At 61.1% G+C, this 22,828-nt stretch carries 19 protein-coding genes; 2 read left to right on the top strand and 17 right to left on the bottom strand.

The genetic code is table 11. The features are described from left to right. Positions 1-172 precede the first annotated feature (172 nt). From ACA065_RS17660 to ACA065_RS17715, 12 genes are all read right to left on the bottom strand, one after another. On the bottom strand, positions 173-1,195 hold the full coding sequence (locus ACA065_RS17660) for an ABC transporter permease (RefSeq protein WP_026013640.1): 1,023 nt from the start codon (positions 1,193-1,195) through the stop codon (positions 173-175). Positions 1,196-1,253: 58 nt separating this feature from the next. Continuing rightward, positions 1,254-2,807 (bottom strand): sugar ABC transporter ATP-binding protein, encoded by a 1,554-nt coding sequence (locus tag ACA065_RS17665; protein WP_497690800.1) that lies wholly within the window; start codon positions 2,805-2,807, stop codon positions 1,254-1,256. A gap of 63 nt (positions 2,808-2,870) precedes the next feature. Then, complete coding sequence (locus ACA065_RS17670; protein ID WP_497690801.1) at positions 2,871-3,806, bottom strand: sugar ABC transporter substrate-binding protein; 936 nt, start codon at positions 3,804-3,806, stop codon at positions 2,871-2,873. Between the two features lie 48 nt (positions 3,807-3,854). Then, on the bottom strand, positions 3,855-4,037 hold the full coding sequence (locus ACA065_RS17675; protein WP_497690802.1) for a hypothetical protein: 183 nt from the start codon (positions 4,035-4,037) through the stop codon (positions 3,855-3,857). 128 nt (positions 4,038-4,165) lie between these two features. Beyond that, entirely contained in the window at positions 4,166-5,194 is a 1,029-nt protein-coding gene (locus ACA065_RS17680) for a Gfo/Idh/MocA family protein (RefSeq protein WP_497690803.1), read from the bottom strand. Positions 5,195-5,321: 127 nt separating this feature from the next. Then, entirely contained in the window at positions 5,322-6,182 is an 861-nt protein-coding gene (locus tag ACA065_RS17685) for a sugar phosphate isomerase/epimerase family protein (protein WP_497690804.1), read from the bottom strand. A 145-nt stretch (positions 6,183-6,327) separates the two neighbouring features. Beyond that, entirely contained in the window at positions 6,328-7,338 is a 1,011-nt protein-coding gene (iolG, locus tag ACA065_RS17690) for a bifunctional inositol 2-dehydrogenase/D-chiro-inositol 1-dehydrogenase (protein ID WP_497690805.1), read from the bottom strand. A gap of 19 nt (positions 7,339-7,357) precedes the next feature. Next, entirely contained in the window at positions 7,358-9,289 is a 1,932-nt protein-coding gene (iolD, locus tag ACA065_RS17695; protein ID WP_497690806.1) for a 3D-(3,5/4)-trihydroxycyclohexane-1,2-dione acylhydrolase (decyclizing), read from the bottom strand. A gap of 188 nt (positions 9,290-9,477) precedes the next feature. Beyond that, complete coding sequence (locus tag ACA065_RS17700) at positions 9,478-10,299, bottom strand: TIM barrel protein (protein WP_497690807.1); 822 nt, start codon at positions 10,297-10,299, stop codon at positions 9,478-9,480. 25 nt (positions 10,300-10,324) lie between these two features. Then, positions 10,325-11,113, bottom strand: a complete 789-nt coding sequence (iolB, locus tag ACA065_RS17705; protein ID WP_497690808.1) for a 5-deoxy-glucuronate isomerase — start codon at positions 11,111-11,113, stop codon at positions 10,325-10,327. Next, positions 11,113-12,003, bottom strand: a complete 891-nt coding sequence (iolE, locus tag ACA065_RS17710; protein ID WP_497690809.1) for a myo-inosose-2 dehydratase — start codon at positions 12,001-12,003, stop codon at positions 11,113-11,115. The genes iolB and iolE overlap by 1 nt, the downstream gene beginning before the upstream one ends. 162 nt (positions 12,004-12,165) lie before the next feature. Beyond that, positions 12,166-14,103, bottom strand: coding sequence for a bifunctional 5-dehydro-2-deoxygluconokinase/5-dehydro-2-deoxyphosphogluconate aldolase (locus tag ACA065_RS17715; protein WP_497690810.1), 1,938 nt, complete (start codon positions 14,101-14,103; stop codon positions 12,166-12,168). Here ACA065_RS17715 and ACA065_RS17720 point away from each other — a divergent pair. Both ACA065_RS17720 and ACA065_RS17725 read left to right on the top strand, forming a co-directional pair. Beyond that, positions 14,102-14,305: a hypothetical protein gene (locus tag ACA065_RS17720; protein WP_497690811.1), complete on the top strand. Its 204-nt coding sequence runs from the start codon at positions 14,102-14,104 to the stop codon at positions 14,303-14,305. The genes ACA065_RS17715 and ACA065_RS17720 overlap by 2 nt on opposite strands. Positions 14,306-14,388: 83 nt before the next feature. Continuing rightward, complete coding sequence (locus tag ACA065_RS17725; RefSeq protein ID WP_497690812.1) at positions 14,389-15,297, top strand: MurR/RpiR family transcriptional regulator; 909 nt, start codon at positions 14,389-14,391, stop codon at positions 15,295-15,297. A 150-nt stretch (positions 15,298-15,447) separates the two neighbouring features. Here ACA065_RS17725 and ACA065_RS17730 read toward each other — a convergent pair whose 3' ends face one another. From ACA065_RS17730 to ACA065_RS17750, 5 genes are all read right to left on the bottom strand, one after another. Continuing rightward, positions 15,448-18,558, bottom strand: a complete 3,111-nt coding sequence (locus tag ACA065_RS17730) for an efflux RND transporter permease subunit (protein ID WP_497690813.1) — start codon at positions 18,556-18,558, stop codon at positions 15,448-15,450. Then, positions 18,555-19,802 (bottom strand): efflux RND transporter periplasmic adaptor subunit, encoded by a 1,248-nt coding sequence (locus ACA065_RS17735; RefSeq protein ID WP_497690814.1) that lies wholly within the window; start codon positions 19,800-19,802, stop codon positions 18,555-18,557. The genes ACA065_RS17730 and ACA065_RS17735 overlap by 4 nt, the downstream gene beginning before the upstream one ends. Then, on the bottom strand, positions 19,795-21,033 hold the full coding sequence (locus tag ACA065_RS17740; protein ID WP_497690815.1) for a TolC family protein: 1,239 nt from the start codon (positions 21,031-21,033) through the stop codon (positions 19,795-19,797). The genes ACA065_RS17735 and ACA065_RS17740 overlap by 8 nt, the downstream gene beginning before the upstream one ends. A 96-nt stretch (positions 21,034-21,129) precedes the next feature. Continuing rightward, entirely contained in the window at positions 21,130-21,468 is a 339-nt protein-coding gene (locus ACA065_RS17745) for a hypothetical protein (protein WP_497690816.1), read from the bottom strand. 304 nt (positions 21,469-21,772) lie between these two features. Beyond that, entirely contained in the window at positions 21,773-22,678 is a 906-nt protein-coding gene (locus ACA065_RS17750) for a hypothetical protein (protein WP_497690817.1), read from the bottom strand. Between the last annotated feature and the right edge of the window lie 150 nt (positions 22,679-22,828).

Genomic DNA, 22,828 nt, shown 5'->3' on the forward strand with positions numbered 1-22,828 from the left:
TGCAGTGGAGCTATATAGAAGACAAACGGTTGAAACTGGCTGGAGAAGGTTCAAATGTGGGAGCGGGCTTGCTCGCGAATGCTGAGTGTCAGTCAATACATCTGGCACTGATACACCGCATTCGCGAGCAAGCCCGCTCCCACATTGGGTTCCGCGCCAAGCCTTGATTCATTTATCGTTTGAGTTTGCGCTTGTTGCGATACTGGTCAATCACCACGGCGATCACGATGATCAGCCCCTTGATGATGTCTTGGATATACGCATCCACCCCCACAAAGGTAAACCCGCTGGCCATTACCCCAAGGATCAACGCGCCGATCACCGTGCCGGTAATACGCCCCACCCCACCGGCCAGGCTGGTGCCGCCGATAACCGCCGCCGCAATCGCATCCAGTTCATAGGACATGCCCATGCCGGCCTGGCCGGTCGCGGCCCGTGCCGAGGCCACCACACCGGCCAAGCCTGCCAGCAGCCCGGCGATGCTGTAAACGATGATCAAATGGCGCTTGACGTTGATACCCGACGTGCGCGCCGCCTGCATATTGCCGCCGATGGCGTAGGTGTACTTGCCGTACTTGGTGTAGCGCAGGGCGATATGAAAGATCACCGCCACCACCAGAAAGATGATCACCGGCATCGCGCCATGGCCGATGGCGGTGTAGGAATCCGAGAGCATGCTCACCGGTTGGCCTTCGGTGTAGTAACGCGCCAGGCCACGGGCCGAGACCATCATGCCCAGGGTCGCGATAAACGGCGGGATACCGGTGACGGCAATAATGCTGCCGTTGATCGCCCCCGCCAACAGCCCGACGCCCAAGCCCATCGCCACCGGGATCCACACCGGCAAGTCAGTCAGGCTGGGAAATACTGCACGGGAAAAGTCGGACGTTTGCGCAAGACTGGCAGCGATCATCGCCGATAACGCCAGCACAGAGCCCGAGGACAGGTCGATACCGGTGGTAATGATTACCTGGGTCACACCAATCGCCAGCAGGCCAATGATCGACACCTGCAGGATCATCAGCACCAGCCGTTGGGAGTTCATCAGGAAGCTTTGGTCGCGCACGATCCAGCCAAACAGTTCAAACACCAGGCCGATGCCGATCAGCACCAGGAAGATGCTCAGCTCGGTGGGCAAGCGCCTGCGGTGCTTGACCGGTGCCGTGGCAGGCTTGTTGTCTGTTATTGCGTTCATAGCCAATCACCTTCTTATTCTGTGGCACAGGCCAACCGCAGGCCTACGCTGCTGTTCGTCAGTGGACTACGGTCATACCGGAAGCCAACTGCATGACTTTTTCCTGGGTCGCCTCGCTACGGTCGAGGGTGCCCATCAGGTCGCCCTCGTGCATCACCATCACCCGGTCGCTCATGCCCAGCACTTCAGGCAGCTCGGAGGAAATCATGATCACCGCCATGCCTTCGCTGGCGAGGAAAGAGATCAAGCGATAAATCTCGGCCTTGGCGCCGACGTCGATGCCACGGGTCGGCTCATCGAGAATCAGCAGCCGTGGGTTGGTCATCAGCCAGCGCGCCAGCAAAGCCTTTTGCTGGTTACCGCCGGACAAGGTATCGATGCACTGCTCCAGCGACGGGGTTTTCACCCGCAACTTCTTGCACATCTCTTCACACAACGCGCGCAACGCCTTTTGCTGGATAAAACCGTTGCCCGAGTAATGTGGCAGCACGGCCATTTCCATGTTTTCCAGCACCGACAGGCACGGGAACAGGCCGCTGAGCTTGCGGTCCTCGGTCAACAGCGCGAAGCCTTTCTCGATGGCCATGTGCGGGTCGGTGATGCGTACCGGTTTGCCGTCGAGGGTGATCTGCCCGCCGCTGCTTGGGGTGATGCCGAATATCGTTTCGGCCACATTGGTGCGGCCCGAGCCCATCAACCCGGCGATGCCGAGGATCTCACCGGCGTGCAGGTCGAACGACACGCCCTTGAACACGCCGTCCAGGCGCAGGTCGCGCACCGACAGCAGCAGCTCGCCGATGGGCGTCTCGCGCACCGGGAACAGCTGGCTCAGTTCACGCCCGACCATCATCGAGATCAGGCTGTCGCTGTTCATGCTGTCGGCGCGCTGCAGGCCGATATAGTGGCCGTCGCGGAACACCGCCACTTCATCGGCGATGGCGAACACTTCGTTCATTTTGTGGGTGATGTAGACGATGCCTTTGCCTTGGGACTTGAGGTCGGCAATGATCGAAAACAGGTGGGCCACTTCCTTTTCGGTAATGGCCGACGTCGGTTCATCCATGATCAGGATGTCGGAGTCATAGGACACCGCTTTGGCAATCTCAACCATCTGCCGCTCGGCAATGCTCAGGTTGCCGACGTGCTCTTCAGGGTCCAGGTTGATGCGCAAGCGGGCCAGCAACTCAGCCGTACAGCGGTGCATTTCGCGGTGGTTGACCATGTGCAGGCTGTTGAGCTGCTCGCGGCCAATCCAGATGTTCTCGGCGATGCTCATGTGCGGCATCAGGTTGAGTTCCTGGTGGATCATCGCGATCCCCGCCTTCTGCGCCGCCAGCGGCGTTTCAAACACAATCGGCTTGCCACGCAGGCGAATTTCCCCGGCGTCGGGCTGGTAGATGCCGGCGATAATCTTCATCAGCGTCGACTTGCCCGCACCGTTCTCGCCCATCAGCGCCAACACCGAACCTGGGCGTACGCGCAGTTGCACATCGGCCAGGGCCACGACGCCCGGAAAGCCTTTGCTGATGTTGAGGATTTCCAGCAGGTAGGGTTCTTCCGGCGCCAGGGGCTGGATACCGGGAGGCTGCGAGACAACCGCTTGAGCAAGCATATCGGGTACTCCATCAGCAGGGCGACCGTGGCCGCCCTGCTCGCTTATTGTTGTTATGAAGGGCTACTTGAAGTCTTTGACGTTGTCCGGGGTGATCAGCTTGAACGGAATAATCACGTTCTGCTCGACCGGTTCGTGCTTGGCCATCTTGCGCGCCGCTTCCACTGAGCCGACTGCCTGGCCTTTGGCGTCCTGGAACGCCGACGCGGCCATGTCGCCCTTGGTAATCGCGTTCAAACCGTCCGGCGTACCATCAACCCCTGCGATCAATACACTGCCGGGCTTGGTGCCTGCCGACTTCAGGGCCATGGATGCGCCGATGGCCATTTCGTCGTTGTTGGCCAGCACCGCGTTAAATTCACGGCCTTGCGTCAGCCAGTCGTTGACCAGCGTCATGCCCTTGTCACGCAACCAGATGCCGGTCTGTTCTTGTTCGATGGTGATGCCGGGGTATTTGGTCAGGACCTCTTTCACGCCTTTGGTGCGGTTGGTGGTGGAGTTGTTCGCCAGGTCGCCCAACAGGATCACGATTTTGCCTTTGCCGCCGAGCTTTTCGGCGATGTATTGCATTTGCAGGCGGCCGGCCTCGACGTCGTCGGAGGTCACGGCCACGACATCCTTGGGCAGATCCTTCTGGTCCGGACGGCGGTTGACGAACACCAGCGGGATGCCCGCCTTGGTCGCCGCACTGATGATGTTCTTGGTGGAGGCGGTATCCACCGGGTTGACGATAATCGCGTCGACTTTCTGGCTGATAAAGTTCTCGACCTGGCTCAGTTGCTTGACCACGTCGGCGCGGGCGTCTTCAAACTGCAGCTGTACGCCGTCGCCTTTGGGATAGGACTTGGCTTGCTTGTCCATGTCTTCGCGCAGGTAGGTCAGGAAGGTGTCATCGAAAGCGGACATGCTCACGCCCACCTTGATATCGGCAGCCGTGGCAAAACCGCTGGCAAGCAACATGGACAAGGCCAGCGTGGTAAAACGGATCGGGGTCTTCATGAACGGTCTGTCTCCAATTTCTTGTTGGTTTTGTGGACGTTGCGTTTTTCAGAGCGAGGTTGTCGGCAGTCGAACGATCGGTGCCCCCGGGATGCAGCACACCAGGGCGCCTTTGTTTTCGACGCACAGCACATTAAGGAAGGAGAAATAAAACGGCCGGGCGCGGGGCAGATCGCGTGGCGCTTGCTGGGCAGGGCGTAAAACTCGCAGTACAGCGTTGAAGATTTTCATCTGACGGTACCTGGTTGTTTTTGATCTTGTTTTTGTTGAGTCGCCCAGGTCGAGCCCGAGACGTACTTTTTGCAACCTGGAAAAGACTCTATTGGAAAATAATTTCCATATCAACCATTTTTAGAATTTCATTCTATTTTTATTGAAACCACCTGCTGGCGCTCGTTGCTAAGGCGTGCGGCGTCCAATATACGGGTGGTTTCCAGCGCGTCATAGGCGTTTACGGGCAGCGGCCCCTGCCCTTGCACGGCACGTTGCAACTGGTGGTAGAACTGCGTCCAGCAGCCTTTTTCCGATGGCACCCGTTCACGTTCCGCGCCTTGTTCAAACCAGCCCCAGCGTCGATGTTCTTCAGCGCCCCAGTGCTCGCCCTCGGTTTTCGGCGACTTGCCGGCCATCAGCGCGTCTTCCTGGCCGTCCAACCCTTCCACGGTGTAACACCCCAGCGTGCCACTGACGCGAAAACGCGGGGCCTGGCTGTTTTGCAGCGCACTGCCCCACAAGTGGGAAACCACGCCGTTGGCGTGGGTCAGCGAGACGAAAAAACCGTGGTCGAGGGTCGGGTGTTCCGGGCTGAACTGTAATTGCGCGAACACCCGGTCCACCGGGCCGAACAGTTGCATCGCCTGGTCCACCAGATGGCTGCCGAGGTCGCGCAGCCAGCCGCCGCCGCTGGCATTGCCCACCGCTTGCGGGCTGAAACGCTCAACACGCGATTCAAACCGGGTGACCTGGCCCAGGGCACCGGCGTCGATCAGTTTGCGCAGGGTCAGGAAATCCGAGTCCCAACGCCGGTTCTGGTAGACGCTGAGCTTCACGCCCTGGCGTTCGGCGGCAGTGATCAGCGCCTGGGCCTGTTCGGCATTGCTGGCGAAGGGTTTGTCGCTGACCACCGCGACGCCGTGTTCAATGGCTTCCAGTACCAGCGCCGGGCGGCCTTTGAGGGTGGTGGAAATGACCAGGGCGTCGACACCGGCTTCGACGATCTGGCCGATGGTGTCGTAGGCCTTGAGGCCTGGGTGGTCGCTTGCCAATTGCTGGCGGCGCTCCGGTGAACGCGTCACCACACCGACAAAGGTTGCGCCGGGCAGCGTTGCAATTAACGGCGCGTGAAAAAAACGGCCGCCGTGCCCGTAGCCAACTAGTCCAATTCGCATGGTGTGAACTCCTTGATCGTTCCCACGCTCTGCGTGGGAATGCAACCCGTGACGCTCTGCGTCACAAGCGCGGACGCAGAGCGTCCAGTGAGGCGTTCCCACGCGGAGCGTGGGAACGATCGATTGCTTATTGGCACAATTCGCGGGTGACCCGCTCCAGCATCATCCGGTTGGACTCATCCGGCCGATCTTCCCAGGCGAACACCGAGACCGTGGCGATGCCGTCGAACTTGATTTCGCGCAAAGTGCCGAAAAACGCCTCCCAGTTGACTTCGCCCTGGCCGATATCCAGGTGCTGATGCACGGTGGCGGTGACGCCCGGCGGGTTGACGATGTAACGCAGGTTGGATGACGCGCGATGGTTGTAGGTGTCGGCAATGATCAAGTGGCTGAGCTTGGAACCCGCGTACTTGAGCATCGAGGCGATATCGCCTTGGCCATCGTCATAAAAGAAGGTGTGCGGCGCGGCGTAGAGGTAGTTGATCCAGTCGCGGTCCAGGCCGCGAATGATGTCCACCGACTCGTTGTTACGCTCACAGAAGTCATACGGGTGCGCCTGGATATCCAGCTTGAGGCCTTCGCGCTCGAACACCGGGATCAGTTCGTCCATGGAGCGCATGAACTGGTTTTCGCAGACCAGCGGGTTGTCGGACTGGCCGGTGAACTCTGTGTTGACCAGCTCGCAGTCCATTTCCACGGCGATTTGGATCGCGCGTTTCCAGTTGCGCACGGCGGCTACGCGCAGGCCTTCATCGGCGGCGGCCCAGTGGTACATCGGCAGCAAGGATGAGAGTTGCACGCCAGCGTCGCTCAAGGCCTTGCGAAATTCCTTGATGCGCGCCCGGTCCACGCGGGCGGCTTTATAGAACGGCAGGAAGTCTTCGCGGGGTGACAGTTCGATGTGCTGGTAGCCGAGCTCGGCGACCTTGTCGACCATCTGGCCAAGGGGTAAATAGCGGTACATGTAGGGGTCTAAGGCGATGCGCATGTTCAGGTGCTCCCGGATTTGCTTTATGTGGGAGCGGGCTTGCTCGCGAATGCGGTGGGTCAGTCACCTGATTCGCTTACTGATACACCGCATTCGCGAGCAAGCCCGCTCCCACATTTAATGCATTTCAAGTGTAGATTTGGGCTTAGCCGTAAAAATGCGGGCGGGGCGGCAAGCCGACCTTGACGATCTGCTCACTGCCCTGCGCTTCAATGCACGCATCCGCCGCCACTGCCGCCGCAAACCCATCCCACGCCGACGGCCCGCCGACGTGCCCGGCGCGCACGCTGTCGATGAAGGCTTGCAACTCGACGTCGTAGGCGCCAATAAAGCGGTCCTTCCAATCCATCAGAATCGCATTCGACAGCTTCGCCCCACTGCGCAGTTGCACTTGCGAAGGCTCCGGCAGTTTGGCAATACCGGTCTCCCCCACCACTTCACACTGGATGTCGTAGCCGTACTGGCAGTTCACAAACACTTCCACGTCGATGCGCGTGCCTTTGGCGGTTTCCAGCAGCACGATCTGTGGGTCGCGCAAGTGGGCCAACGCCTTGCTCGACTTGCGCGGGAACACCACTTGCACCGACACGTAGTCGTCGTTGAGCAGCCAGCGCAACACATCCAGCTCATGGATCAAGGTGTCGGTGATCGCCATGTCGGTCTTATAGTTCTCGCCCACCGTCGGGTTGCGGTGCGCGCAGTGCAGCATCAATGGCTCGCCGATCTGGCCGCTGTCGATCACCGCTTTAAGCGCGCGATAGCCTTCGTCATACGGGCGCATGAAGCCCACTTGCACCAAGCGTTTGCCGAAGGCGACTTCGGCGTCGACGATCTTGCGGCAGCCTTCTGCGGTCACGGCCAGGGGCTTTTCGCAGAACACCGGTTTGCCGGCGGCGATGGCGGCGAGCACGAATTCCTCGTGGCTCGGGCCCCAGGAGGTCACCAAAATGGCCTCGACCTGCGGCGAGTTGATCAACGCGTGGCCGTCCGGGTACACCTCGGCGGTCAGCTTCAAATCAGCCACGACCTTGGCGGCTTGCTCAAGGTTGATGTCGGTCACGGCCACCACCTGGCTGTTGAGCAAGGTCTGGCTGCAACGACGAATATGGTCACGGCCGATGGCGCCAGTACCGATAACACCCAACTTCAAAGACATACAAACACTCCTCTTGTTATTAGTACTGCCGGGCTTTGGCCAGGCGTTCATTGAGTTGTTTGGCCACCGCATCAGTGCGCGCGCTGGTGGAGACCTGCGCCACGCCGACCCGCCACCACGACAGGTATTTGTGGATCATGGTTTTGGGCAGAACCTTGATATCAATCAGCGTCGACACCGTTTGCGTGCGCGCATCGGCCAGCGCCGCCTGCAACTGCTCCACAGTGCTGACCTTGTAGGTCTTGCAGCCATAGGCCGCCGCGCTCATGGCGAAGTCCACCGGTACAAAACCACCGTCGAGCTTGCCGGTCTCTGGATTGCGGAAGCGGAATTCGGTGCCGAAGCTGTCCATGCCGTGTTCCATCTGCAGGTTGTTGATGCAGCCGAAGGTCATGTTGTCGAGCAGCACCACGTTGATCTTGCGTCGCTCCTGGATCGAGGTGGCCAGCTCGGAGTGCAGCATCATGTAGGAGCCATCGCCCACCAGCGCGTAGACCTCCCGCGTTGGCTCGGCCAGCTTCACGCCCAACGCGGCATTAACCTCGTAGCCCATGCACGAATAGCCATACTCGACGTGGTAGGTGTTGACGCCCTTGCTGCGCCAACTGCGCTGCAAGTCACCGGGCAGGCTGCCGGCCGCGGCAACGATGATCGCGTCATCGGCCAAGGTTTCATTGAGCACGCCGAGCACGCGGCTTTGGGTCAGGCAGGAGCCGGTCAGCTCGATAAATTCGCGCAGAACCGCCGGGTCCATGTGGTCGTTGATTTCCGGGACGAAGTTGTCCGTCTGGTAGTCGGCCTGGTAGATGCGGTCCACCTCGGCATCCAGCTGCGCCTTGGCGTCGCGTGGCAGGTCCGCCCAGTCGGAACGGTAGTCACCCAGCGCATCCGCCAATGCTTCCAGGCCCACCTTGGCATCCGCCAGCAGCTGCACGCCGTCCAGCTTCAGTGCATCGCAGGGGCTGATGTTGAGGTTGAGAAACTTGACCTCGGGGTGCTTGAACAGCGACTTCGATGACGTGGTGAAATCGGTGTAGCGGGTGCCAATACCAATGATCAGGTCCGCTTGCGGGGCCAGCAGGTTCGCCGCCAGGCAACCGGTTTCGCCGACCCCGCCCAGGTTCAGCGGGTGGCTGGAGACCACCGCGCTCTTGCCTGCCTGGGTTTCTGCGAAGGGAATATCAAAGCGCTCGGCAAACGCCTGCAACGCGGCATTCGCGCCGGCGTATTTGACCCCGCCGCCGCAGATGATCAGCGGTTTGCGCTTGCCTCGAAAAGCAGCCAGTGCATCGCCGATCATCGCGTCCGTCGGCGGGCGACGTTCGATGCGGTGCACGCGTTTTTGCAGGAAATAGTCGGGGTAGTCCCAGGCCTCGGCTTGCACATCCTGCGGCAAGGCCAAGGTCACCGCGCCGGTTTCCGCCGGGTCGGTCAGCACGCGCATGGCGTGGATCGCAGCGGTCATCAGCTGTTCGGGGCGGTTGATGCGGTCCCAGTATTTGCTCACGGAACGGAAGGCATCGTTGGTGCTGATGCTCAGGTCGTGGAACTGCTCGATCTGCTGCAACACCGGGTCGGGCTGGCGGCTGGCGTAGACATCGCCGGGCAACAGCAGCAACGGAATACGGTTGGCCGTCGCGGTCGCCGCAGCCGTGAGCATATTCGCCGCGCCGGGGCCGACCGACGAGGTGCACGCGTAGATCTTGCGACGCAGGTGTTGCTTGGCGAAACCGATGGCGGCGTGGGCCATGCCTTGCTCGTTGCGGCCCTGATGCACCACCAGATCGCCGCTGTCCTGCTCCAGCGCCTGGCCCAGGCCCAGCACATTGCCGTGGCCGAAAATGGTGAAAATCCCGGCGACAAACTTGCTCTGCACGCCATCGACTTCGATGTATTGGTTATCCAGGAATTTCACCAGGGCCTGGGCCATGGTCAATCGTGTTGTGGTCATGTTCGCACCTTGTTTGAATGCAAATCTATCGATGAACGGTAATCCAATGTGGGAGCGGGCTTGCCGTGGCGAGGGAGCTTGCTCCCGTTCGACAGCGCAGCTGGAGGCGGCTTTTTGGGGGCGCTACGCACCCCAGCGCAAGCAAGCTTGCTCGCCACATTTAGCCCGCTCCCACAGTTTGGCCGGCGTCAGGTTCGAGGGTTTTGTAGATGGGCGATGCTTGCCCCCAATGCCTGCTGGATATCCGCCAACGCATGCACGCTTTCCGCAAACGGCTCGAACGACAGATAACCGCAGTACCCGCTGCTGAGCAAGGTGTCGATCTGCGCGGCATTGCCGAGGATATCGCCCTCGCCCACCAGCACGCGGTGGCCGTCGCGAATAGAGTTCAGCGGCGCTTCGGCGTCTTCCACGCCGGAGATATGCACCAGGCCGGTCAATTGGGGGAAGAACGCCTGCTCGCTGGCCAGGTGGTGATGGAAGGTGTCGTGCACCAGGCGAAACACATCCAGGCCGCCAATCGATTGGATCGCGTCCACGGCAACACGCTTGCGGCGCAGCGCACATTCCTCAAAGCCCAGCGGCTCGATAAAGCCGAAAATCCCGTACTCGCGCAGGATCGGCGCCAACTCACTTAATGCGGTGCGCAAACCGGCGGCACGCTGGGCTTCGTCGCGCGTATCGCCGCGATCATTGAGCGGGCACATCACCAGGCCTTGCGCGCCGCATTCACGGGCGTAGGTGGCGAGCTTGATCGCCTGGGCGCGGCGCTCGTCATTCCACACATCAAAGGGGTACAGCGCGTTGATCGACAGCACCGTGATGCCCTGCACCGCGCACAGTTCCCGCACGCGGCTGGCTGGGGTGCCGAATTCGATTTCGTGACCTTTGAGGTCGTTGCGAATCTCGATGGCATCGCACTTGAGGGCCGCCGCCAACTGAATGAAATCCGGCAGGGAAAGGTTGGGCGCGACCATGCGGTTAAGGGCAAAACGTAGCGGCGACTTCATTATTTTTGTTCTCCGTCCAAACCGGTTAGAGGTCCAGCAGCCAGCTGTGCTGCGGGTCGTTATGGAAATGCCAGGCGCGCTTGGGGCCGGCCATCACGTTCAGGTAATAAGACTCGTAGCCATAGGGCACGCTGACCGGGTGGTAACCCTTGGGCACCACCACCAGGTCGCTGTTTTCAACGGCCATGGCCTGGTCGATGCTGCGGTCGTCGGTGTACACCCGCTGGAACACAAAGCCCTGGGGTGGGTTGATTTGGTGGTAGTAGGTTTCTTCCAGAAAGCTCTGGTGCGGCAGGTCATCGGTGTCGTGCTTGTGCGGCGGGTAGCTCGACGAATGCCCCGACGGCGTGCGCACTTCCACCACCAGCAGCGAATGCGCCGGCTCGCTGTCGGGCAGGATGTCGCACACATAACGGGTGTTGGCGCCCTTGCCGCGCACGCTGCGCTTGCACTGCTCGGGGCGGATCAGGCGGGGTGCAAAACCCGCTGCACCGGGCGCGGCGCACACCGCAATTTGCACATCGCTCAACGCGGTCACCTGCGCATCGGTGCCGGGCGGCAGGTAGGCGGCAAAGGGTGATTTGTCTTCGAACACCGACTGGCGATCGCCCAGGTTCTGCCAGTTGAAACCCTCGCCTTCGATATTCACCCGGCCGCTGAGCAGCACCAGGCACAGCTCTTGATCACCGGCGCTGACCGGCAGGGTTTCACCGAGGCTCAGGCGGTAGGCGGCAAAGCCCACGTATTCCAGGCGCCCGTCTTCCAGGGCGACCATGGTTTGCCCACGTTTGCTGCTTTTGACCAACAAGCTCATCACTTAGTCCTCTCGTTGAGAAGCGCGCGCAAGGTGTCATAGCCTTTTTTTGCATAGATATAGCTGGGCGCCACGGCCGGGTCCTGCTCGGCTTCCACCACCAGCCAGCCCTCGTACCTGGCGGCCAGCAGCACATCGAGCAGCTCGGCAAAGTCGATATCGCCATCGCCGGGCACGGTGAAGGTGCCGTTGACGATGCAATCGGGGAAGCTCCACATCTGGTTGCGCGCCAGTTGCACCACCGGTTTGCGCACGTCCTTGAAATGCACGTGGCAGATGCGGTCGATGTGTTTGCGCAGCACCTCAATGGGCTCGCCGCCGCCCATATAGCAGTGGCCCGAATCGAACAGCAGGCCGACTTCAGGACCCGTACGGTTCATCAGTTGGTCAATGTCTTCGGGGGATTCGACGTAAGCGCCCATGTGGTGGTGGTAGGCCAGGCGCACACCTTGGGACAGGGTGAAACGCGCCAGCTCGGTGAGTTTGTCCGCATAGTCCTGCCAGGCGTGTTCGCTGTGAAACCGTGGGCGTTCGATCAGGCGTACTTTGGCGCCTTGGATAGAGTCGGCGACTTCGCCGTAGACCAGCACCTTGGCGCCGTTGAGTTTCAGCAGTTCGACATGGCCGGCAATCGCCTTGATTTCTTCCGCCACCGAGCGCCGCGCCAGGCGGCTGGAATACCAGCCGGAGACCAGGGCCAGGTCGTAGGGGCGCAGCACGTCGCCGACGCCTTTGGCGTCCTTGGGGAATTTGCCGTTGAGCTCAAAACCTTCGTAGCCGATCTCCTTGCCTTCGCTCAAGGCGGTGCTCAGCGGTGTTTCACCGCCCAGGGCCGGCAGGTCGTCGTTGCTCCAGGAGATCGGGTTGATGCCAATTCGGATTGCGGGCATGGCTGCACCTTTTATTGTTTTTCAGCTTCACTGATATCTGGCTTGTGTGGGAGCTGGCTTGCCTGCGATGGCATCAGCCCGGTGTAGCTGATAGACCGAGTTGTCTGCATCGCAGGCAAGCCAGCTCCCACAGTGGTTTGCATTTCAGGTTGAGGGCGACGCTCAATGTCTAGCGCTGCGCCAGGCGTTGATGAGTTGTTCGAATGTACCCTGCACCTGCTGGATCAGGGTTTCATCATCAATTTCCCCCGCCATCCACGCGCGGCTCGGTTCCTGGAAGATCGTGCGGCCCACCGCGAAACCTCGGCAGGTAGTGCTCTGGCTGGCTTGCTGGAAGCCGTCGGCGAGAAACTCGGCCGATGCGTTCAGGCCCAGCAGCACCACGCCACGGCAGTACGGGTCGCGCTCCTGGATCAGCTCGTCGAGCTTTTTCCAGTCCTCGGCCGACTGCGCCTCGATCTTCCACCACGCCGGGTAGATGCCCAGGTTGTACAGGCGCTTGAGGCTGCGATAGAGCACATCGGGATAGGTCGACGGGTGATCCTTGGGCGGGATGACTTCCAGCAGCAGCTCATGGCCGCTGACCAGTGAGGCCTCGTACACCGCTTTCAGTTGCGCTTCCTGTTCCAGGCGTAGCATCGGCTCGTCATCGGGGTGGAATTGCACCAGGCACTTGATGATGTGTTCCTGGGGCCAGGCAATCAGGTTGCTGCCCACCGAGCGGCCGTGCTCAAACGCCAGCGGCCGCGAGTTCTGGACTTCCACCGGGCGCGCGATCCACCAGCCACGACCGGTGGCGGCATTGAGCGCGTCCTGGCCGAAACGCTGGTCGGCCAACAGTCCCACATCGGCGTCGACGCCCTGCTCGCGCAACTTGCTTTCGACCCGTTCGATGGCCTGGATAAACAGCTGCTTGATGTCGCTGATGCAAGCAGGGTCCTGGCCGCCTTTTTGCGCCAGGTCCACCAGTTGCCAGCGGTGGTCGAAGGCGAACACGAACAGCTGCTTCCAGGCTTTGCGCGGCACCGTGACGCGGTGCAGGCGTTGCAGGGTCACGTCCTGGTCAGGCCGGGTGATGGGCACCGGGCTGTTGAACAGATAATCGAGTTCAGCAGGCGTGGGCATGGCCGGCGCGCAGGCGTGGCGGGACACCACCAGGCCGCCGCAGGCATTGGCCAACTGGCTGCAACGTTCATCGCTGGCGTCATTTAGCCAGCCGCTGAGAAAGCCCGACATAAATGCATCGCCGGCCCCCAGCACGTTGAGCACTTCAACGCGCACGCCGGGGTAAATTGCGCCGTCTTCGAGGCGCGCCGGGATCGCGCCGTGGATCACCGTGCAGCCCTGCGGGCCGAGCTTGACCACCAGGGTTGCCGGGGTCAGTTCACGCACAGTGCGCAGCGCCGAGAGCAAATTCTCACTGCCGCCGGCGATCAAAAATTCTTCTTCGGTGCCGACGATCAAGTCAAAACGCGGCAGGATTTTCTGCACGTGCTGGCTCACATTCTGGTCGGCGACAAACCGCGTTTCGCCATCCGCCTTGCCCGCCAGGCCCCACAGCACCGGGCGGTAGTCGATATCCAGCACGCGCTTGACGTTGTGCTTGGCCGCGTAGTCCAACGCCTGGATGCTCGCCTTGTAGACGCCGTCGGTGGAGAAATGCGTGCCGGTGATCAGCAAGGCTTTGCTGGAGGCAATAAAGGCTTCGCTGATGTCTTCGGCGCGCAGGGCCATGTCGGCGCAGTTTTCACGGTAAAACACCAAAGGGAAGGTTTCGCGGTCCTTGAGGCCCAGCAGCACCAGGGCGGTGAGGCGTTCCGGGTCGACCTTGATGCCGCTGACATCGCAGCCTTCGCGGGCCAGGGATTCGAGCAGGAAACGGCCCATATGGTCGTCGCCGACCCGGCTCAACATCGCCGATTTGAGCCCCAGCCGCGCGGTGCCGAAAGCGATATTGGCGGAAGACCCGCCGAGGTACTTGGCGAAGCTGGATACGTCCTCAAGCCGCGCACCCACTTGCTGTGCATAGAGGTCGACGCCCAGGCGCCCGAGGCAAATCAGATCCAATTGACGCCCACTGGCAAAACGAGTCTGGCCCATGCTGGCTCCTGTTATTTTTATCAGCCTGCGTGGTGCCGCCGAGGTGACGGCACACGCTCTTGGTGAGAGCAGACTAGAACGTTCAGAAGCACCAATCAATATTTATTCCATAATTATTTTTAGTGGAATATTTTTTCCAATAAGCCAGCATAATGGCACGCCAGCCCTCCTGCATCGATTCAGCAGCCCATGGGCGCCGTGATGCCAAGGTATTTTTTTGCGCCTACCCTGTAGACTTGCGCCCACCCATCAGCGCATCAGAAGAACAAGCCAGAAGGATTGCCCATGTCCCGCACCGATCCCGAGACCACACTGGAAGAGACTATTGCCAGCCCTCCGATCAATGCCGAGCGCCTGTTGCAGCTGATCACCGATGAATACGAAAGCCTGCCGCGCCAGCTCAAACGCATTGCCAGCTACATGAGCCAGCAAAGCGACCGGATCATGGTCGACCGCATCAGCGACATCGCCCGCGAATGCGAGGTGCACCCCTCGGCCATCGTGCGGTTCTCCCAGCGTTTTGGTTTCAGTGGTTTCAGTGAGATGCAGGCGCTGTTTCGCGAGGCCTACACCCACAAGACCACGCCGGTGCAGAACTACCAGCAGCGCATCCGCAGCATGATCGCCAACAAATCGCAGAAGGCCAGCGGCGGTGACCTGGCGCGCGAATGCGTGAATGCAACCCTCTCCGGCATCGAGCGGCTGGGCCTGGAACTGGATGATGTGGCGTTCGAGAAGGCCGTGGATTTGGTGGTCAACGCCGACAATATCTACGTGGTCGGTGTGCGCCGCTCCTTCGCGGTGGCTGATTACCTGGTCTACAACCTGCAGCACACCAACAAGCGCATTCACCTGGTCTCGGGTTTGGGCGGCAGTTATCGCGAGCAGATGCGCAGCGTGCGCGCCAATGACTTGGTGATTGCGATCAGCTTTACGCCGTATGGCAAAGAGACCCAGCATTGCCTGCGGATTGCCCAGCATCATCAGGCCAAAACCTTGATCATCACCGACAGCAACCTGTCGCCCCTGGCCAAGCGGGCGAACGCGGTGTTGTTGGTGAATGAGGGTTCGTCGTTTGCGTTTCGCTCGTTAAGCGCCACCTTGTGCCTGTGTCAGGCGTTGTTTATTGCGGTGGCGTATCGGTTGGAGTTGAAGGTGGATGAGATTCACGAGCAGGTGGGGTTTGATGACTGAGTCTGAGGTAATGGATCTACCCTGTGGGAGCGGGCTTGTGTGGGAGCGGGCTTGCTCGCGAATACGGTGTGTCAGTATCAGATAAGCTGACTGACACACCGCTTTCGCGAGCAAGCCCGCTCCCACATAAAGCCAGTTCCTACCGTTTGGTTAGTGTTTGGCTTTGGAGCGGCGTAGCAGGTGGTAGGCGGCAGGGATTACGAACAGTGATAACAGCGGCGCAGTGAGCATGCCGCCGATCATCGGCGCGGCGATGCGGCTCATGACTTCGCTGCCGGTGCCACCGCCCAGCAGAATCGGCAGCAAGCCGGCGATGATGACGGCCACGGTCATGGCTTTGGGGCGCACACGCAGCACCGCGCCTTCTGTGATAGCCGCCAACAAGTTACCGTCCTTACGCTCGGCCCAGGCGTTTTTCAGGTACAGCAGCATGATCACGCCGAACTCGGCCGACACACCCGCCAATGCAATAAACCCCACGCCCGTGGCCACCGACAGGTTGAAACCCAGCCAGTACAGCAACCACACGCCGCCCGTCAGCGCAAAGGGCAGCGTGGCGATGATCAACAATGCTTCGTCCACACGACGAAAGGTCAGGTAGAGCAGCACAAAGATGATCAGCAGAGTCGCCGGCACCACCAGCTTCAGACGTTCATTAGCCCTCTCCAGGAATTCGAACTGCCCTGAATAACTGAGGCTCATGCCCGGCTGCAGGTGCACCTGCTGGTTGACCGCTTCACGCAAGTCCTTCACCACCGACGCCAGGTCACGGTCGCGCACGTCGATGTAGACCCAGCCGGAAGGCCGCGCGTTTTCACTCTTGAGCATCGGCGGGCCTTCGCTGACTTTGAGCCTGGCCACCGTGCCGAGGGTGATCTGAGCGCCTTGCGGCGTGTAGATCGGCAGGTTTTCCAGGGCCGTTACCGAGTCGCGCCACTCCTTGGGGTAACGCAGGCTGATCGGGAAACGCGCCAGGCCTTCGACGGTTTCGCCAATGGTTTCCCCGCCAATCGCTCCCGACACAATCGACTGCACATCAGCGATATTCAGCCCGTATTGCGCAGCTGCAGCGCGGTCGATATCCACGTCGATGTAGCGCCCGCCGGTCAGCCGTTCCGCCAGTGCCGAGCTCACGCCGGGCACGCTCTTGGCGACCTTTTCCACGGCCTGAGTCACCGCGTCGATCTGCATCAGGCTGGTGCCTGCCACCTTCATGCCAATCGGGCTTTTTACACCGGTGGCGAGCATGTCGATGCGGTTGCGGATCGGTGGAATCCAGATATTGGTCAGGCCCGGCACCTGCACCACGCGGTCCAGCTCTTTTACCAACTTCTCCGGGGTCATGCCGGGGCGCCATTGGTCTTTGGGCTTGAACTCGATGGTGGTCTCAAACATCTCCAGCGGCGCCGGGTCGGTGGCAGTTTCGGCGCGGCCGGCCTTGCCGAACACATGGGCGACTTCCGGCACGCTCTTGATCAGGCGATCGGTGCGTTGCAGCAGTTCACCCGCGGTTTGCGTCGACAGCCCCGGCAGCGCCGATGGCATATAGAGCAAGTCGCCCTCATCGAGCGGCGGCAGGAATTCACCACCCAGTTTCGACATCGGCCACAGCACGCTGGCCACCATCAGCAACGCCACCAGCAAGGTCGCACGCGGCCAGCGCAGCACCGCATCAAGGGCGGGTTGGTAGAGCTTGATCAAGCCGCGATTAAGCGGGTTGCGCTGTTCGTCAGGGATGCGCCCGCGAATCCAATAGCCCATCAGTACCGGGATCAACGTCACCGACAACCCCGCCGCAGCCGCCATGGCGTAGGTCTTGGTGTAGGCCAGCGGACCGAACAAACGGCCTTCCTGGGCCTGCAAGGTGAACACCGGGATAAACGACAGCGTGATGATCAGCAAACAGAAAAACAGCGCCGGCCCGACTTCCACTGCCGCCGCCGTCACCACCTGCCAGTGATCGTCGCCCTTCAATGGCTTACCGGGATTGGCGTGATGCCAGGCTTCGATTTTCTTGTGGGCATTTTCGATCATCACCACCGCCGCATCCACCATCGCGCCGATGGCAATCGCGATGCCGCCCAACGACATGATATTGGCGTTGATGCCCTGAAAGCGCATGACGATAAACGCGATCAACACCCCCACCGGCAGCGAGATAATGGCCACCAAAGACGAGCGCAGATGCCACAGGAAAATCCCGCACACCAGCGCCACCACCAGGAACTCTTCCAGCAGTTTGTGGCTGAGATTGTCCACGGCACGGTCGATCAACTTACTGCGATCGTAAGTGGTGACGACTTCTACACCGGGCGGCAGGCTGCTTTTTAATTGCTCAAATTTGGCCTTGACCGCAGCGATGGCCTCACGCGCATTTTTGCCGCTGCGCAGGATCACCACGCCGCCCACCGCTTCGCCCTCGCCATCGAGTTCGCTGATGCCCCTGCGCAGGTCCGGGCCAAGTTGAATCGTCGCCACATCGCCGAGAGTCACCGGCACATTGTTGCTGTCGAGGCGCAATGGAATGGCGCGAAAATCTGCCAGGCTTTTCAGGTAACCGGAGGCCCGCACCATGTACTCGGACTCGCCCATGTTCAGCACCGAGCCGCCGGTTTCCTGGTTGGCCTTGCCAATGGCGTCCGCCACTTGGGCCTGGGTGATGCCGCGACTGGCCAGGGCCAGCGGGTCAAGCAGCACCTGGTATTGCTTGACCTGGCCGCCGATGGTCGCGACTTCCGCCACATTCGGCAGGGTTTTGAGTTCAAACTTGAGGAACCAGTCTTGCAGTGCGCGCAATTGCGCCAGGTCGTGCTGACCCGTACGGTCCACCAGCGCGTATTGGTAGATCCAACCGACGCCGGTGGCATCCGGCCCCAGCGAGGGTTTGGCGGATGCCGGCAGCCGCGCCTGCAATGGGCTGAGGTATTCCAGCACTCGCGAACGCGCCCAATACAGGTCGGTGCCTTCGTCGAACAGCACGTAGACGTAGCTGTCGCCAAAAAACGAAAAACCACGCACGGTCTTGGCGCCCGGCACTGAGAGCATGGTGGTGGTCATCGGGTAAGTGACCTGGTTTTCGACGATCTGCGGCGCCTGGCCTGGGTACGGCGTGCGGATAATCACTTGCACGTCCGAGAGGTCCGGCAAGGCGTCGACGGGCGTGTTTTGCACGGCCCAAACGCCCCATGCGGTGATGAACAATGTGGCGAGCAACACCAGAAAACGGTTCGCCACTGACCAGCGAATCAACAAGGCGATCATGGCTGGGCTCCGGGTTGCATGCTCATTGTGCCCATGGCGGGGTCATGGGATAAATCGCCGGACGCTGGCGCTACTAAACCCCGCAAACTTGCTTCAGAGTCCAGCAAAAATTGACCGGACGCGACCACCTGCTGGCCCTCCTGCAAACCGCTGCGGATCACGGTCTGGTCCTGGTTTTCCGCGCCCACTTCAACGTCCACCGGCCGATAGTGCCCGCCCTCCTCGGCCAGCATCACCAACACACGCTTACCGGTGCGGATCAACGCTTCGCTTGGCACCTGCAACACCGATTGCCCGCTGGTTTGCGCCAGGCGCACCTGAGCGGTCATGCCGGGGCGCAAGTTGCCGTCGGGGTTGGGCAGTTCGACGCGAACCTGCACAGTGCGGCTGTCCATGGCGTTGGCAGGCAGAATCGCGCTGATGACGCCATTAACGGCCTTACCCGGCAAGCCGACAAAGTGCGCCGTCACAGCTTGCCCTACGGCCAACGTAGCGCCTTGCGCTTGCGGCACGGCGACCTGCAACCAGACTTGATCCAAACCATTGACCCGCGCCAGGGTCTGCCCCGCCGCAACGGTCATGCCTTCGCGCACGTCCAGGGTTTGCAACGCGCCGCTCAACGGCGTGGTGACGGTCACTGTCGACTGCACCCGGCCGCTGCGCTCCATCTGCGTGATCAGCCCCGCTGGCATGCCGCTCAGGCGCAGGCGCTGGCGAACGGCAGCCAACAAACCGCTGTCAGCGCTGTGGCGCAGGGCGAGAAATTCTTCCTGGGCCGAGGCCCACTCGGGCACCAGGATGTCCGCCAACGGCGCGCCGGCCTTGAGCACATCGCCCGGCGCCCGCGCGTAGACCCGCTCGACAAACCCGGCGGCCCGCGCCTGCACCACCGCCACATCACGGTCGTTGAAGGCGAGAATGCCCGACAGGTCCAGGGTGGACGTCATCACACCACGGCTGACCGTGGCCAGGCGCACGCCAATGTTCTGGGTTTGGCGTGGGTCGATCTGCACCGTGGGTGTATCCGCAGCCGCGCCTTCGGCGTAGCGCGGCACCAATTGCATGTCCATAAAAGGCGACTTGCCGGGCTTGTCGAACTTCTGTTGCGGGTACATCGGGTCGTACCAATACAGCGCTTGTTTGTCGTCTTTGGCAGGCACCGATGCCGTGGTGTGCAACTGCGCCAGTCCGTAGCCTGCGCCCAGGCCGAGCAACACCAGCGCTACCGCGATTCGATTATTCATTGGTGGGTTCCCCATAGGCGAAGTACAGCCGGGCGCCGCTCAAGGCACGCTGTTCGATGGCATCAATCTGTTTGAAACGCGTGTCGACCAGCTCACGGCGAGCGCTGACCACATTCATCAGGTCGCCTTTGCCCGCGCGGTAACTGGCGAGGCTCAGGGCGACCTTCTCTTCGGCCAGCGGCACCAGGCTGTCCTGGCTGCGCTGCACCGCGCGGTCCAGGCGCTGGTAAACCGCCAGTTCGTCATCAAGCATCTGGGTATGTTCGCGGGTGACGGCTTCGCGCTCGGCGTCGAGTTGGTCCAGCGCCGCCTGTTTGGCGGCGATGCCGGGGTTTTGTCGACGGCCTGGGAATATCGGCAGGTCAAAGCTCAATTGCAGGCTGACCATATCGCCGTATTCGCGGCCGCGGTGTTGGTAGTCCACTTCCCAACTCCAATCCGAGGTCTTTTGCGCCTTGGCTTCCTGCACACGCGCTTGCGCTTCGCGGGTGCGCGGCACAAAGGCTTGCAGCTCGGGATGCTGGTGCAGGTTGTGACTGTAGCCGTGGCTGTCGATGTTCCAGCTGGGCAACTGCCCACTGGGGGCTTCGTCCGCGGCCGGGCCGATCCAGCGCTTGAGGGCGGCGCGGGCCTGGGCCCGCTGTTGGGTCAACTCGTCTTTGCGCTCGGCCAGTTCGGCCGCTTCCTGCTTGGGCACCACCGTATCGGCAGCCTGCCCGCGCCCACCGGCCAACTGCGCCCGCACGCTGTCTTGCAGCAGCCGGTTCTGTTGGTAAAAGTCGTTGAACAAGGCCTCTTTGCGCTCCACCGCGTAGGCGCGAATCCAGGCCTGGGCCGTGGCTTGGCGTACGTTAAGGCGTTCGATGCGACCTTCGGCGGCCGCGGTTTGCACCGTGGCATCGGCCAGCTCGATGCGGGCCTTGCGTTTGTCTCGGCTGGGCACCTGTTGCTGGATGCCGATCATCTGCTCGGTCATGTCATCGCCATACAACGTGCCGCGGTTGGGCCCGCCGACGGGGAAATTCTGCAGGCCCACCAGCAGTTTCGGGTCGGGCAGTTCGCCGGCCGGGATGGCGGCTTGCGTAGCCGCGTGCAGCTTGGCTGCCTCAGCGGTCAGCGAAGGTGCGTTGTTTTGCGCCAGGCGCAGGGCGTCATCCAGGGTCAGCGCAGAGGCAAGCGCGGGCCATGTCAGCACGCCCACCACCAGGGCGCGCAGGTAGAGGGCATTCATGGTGAAGATTCCTGATCGATTCCACTGCGTTCCGCTTTACGCGGCCCACAGCAAGGCCATCCCGAACACGGGATGAGTCTTCAGTTGCAACAGGAATCAGGAACGGGGTGGGCGCCAGACGCCGGACGGCGTGCGGTCGGGGATGAAATCAGAAGAGAGACCGGCAACCAGCGGATGGGCCAGGGTCAGCGGGGCTTTGAGCACCGGCATGGAGAGTTGCAGCAGGCCGCCGGTCTTGCATTCCTGCCCGGGTTTGCAGGCCTTGCCATGATCGGCGCCGCCCTGGCAGCAGTCGGGGGCCATGTCGGTCATCATCTGCATGTCCGACATGTTCATCGGGCAAGGCTCAGTGCTCGACGGCACACCCGCCATCCCGGTCAGGGGAAGCGTGAGGCTTAACAGCATGACCAGAATTAAACGCAGAAGGCGGCTCATGGGGTGCGAGTCTAGCCAAGCGCGGGTTAAGCCGCTATTAACAATTGCGTGAGAAGTCGCCCGTGAAGGCGCCGCTGCCGCGCCTCGCCCTGCACCAAACAAAATGTGGGAGCGGGCTTGCTCGCGAAGACGGTGTGTCAGTCTACTCATGAGTAGCTGATACACCGTCTTCGCGAGCAAGCCCGCTCCCACAGGGGACCGAGCCAGGCTCCGGTTTAGTGCATGAAGATCGCGATCAGAATGATGACCGGGATAGGGACGCCGAGGAACCAAAGCAGTAGTGAGCGCATGTTGTTCTCCTTAATTAACGAACGTAGTTTTCAGTTTCGACATACACCACGGCATCCCGACGACGGCCGCCAAAGGTTGCAGCGAAGCTGGCGAAGAAGGCACCGATCAACAGCGCAATAAAGGTCCACAGCGAGGTGTAGGCAGCCACCTTCGCGGCGGTATCAGCCGCCTGTTTGGCTTTGAGCTTGGCGTCTTCGATGGCTTTGCGCGCGTCGCCGTACACCTTGTCGATCCGCGCTTCGGCATCGGCCTGGCTGAGGTTGGTGCGTTGGCTGATCAACTGGGCCAGGTAAGTACGGTCTTCTGGGGCCAGCTGGCCGTCGTTGCTCAGAGTGCGAGTGAAGATGCGCGCTACCACGCCATGCACAGCGTCATCGCTGACAGCCGCTGGGCGGTCATCACGAAACAGGCTGTCAACGTAATAGTCAAAGTCGCCGCTGTTGGCACCTTTGGCCGCGCTGCCTGCCGCCTGGGTCAAGCCACTGGCCGCACCGGCAGCCACGCCCGCACCGGCCTTGACGCCGCCGCTCACCACACTGCTGACCGAACCGACCACCAGCATTGCGGTGACCAGCGTGGCAACTGCCCACGCCAGGAACCCATGGGCGGTGTCGCGAAAGTACACTTCATCGCCATGCATATTCGCCCACTTCACGCGCAAACGACCGGCGATGTAACCGCCCAAGCCCGAAGCGACGATCTGGGTGAATGCCAGCCAGACAATCGTGGATATGCCAAGCCCCTTGGCGCTGATACCGCTGTCGGCCCACGGCGACACCGCCGAAAAGCCCAGGCCGAAGCCCAGCAGCACCAGGATCAGCGACAGTGCGGCCGCGGCGGCGGCCCCGGCGAAAATCGCCCCCCAGGAAACCCCGGAGTGCGTGCTCGACTCTTGCAGCGTGGATGAGGATGTGATCATTGTTGTTTTGCTCCCGGCAGGAAAAATAGTGTTACAACTCTCAAAAGGGACAGTGCAGGCACCATGCCAGTCCGGCAAAAAAATAAATTCCTTAAATTTCAACTAGATATAAATTTTGAACTAACTTGAACCATGCAAGTTGCAAGAAAT

The organism is Pseudomonas sp. LBUM1640 (assembly GCF_059716225.1).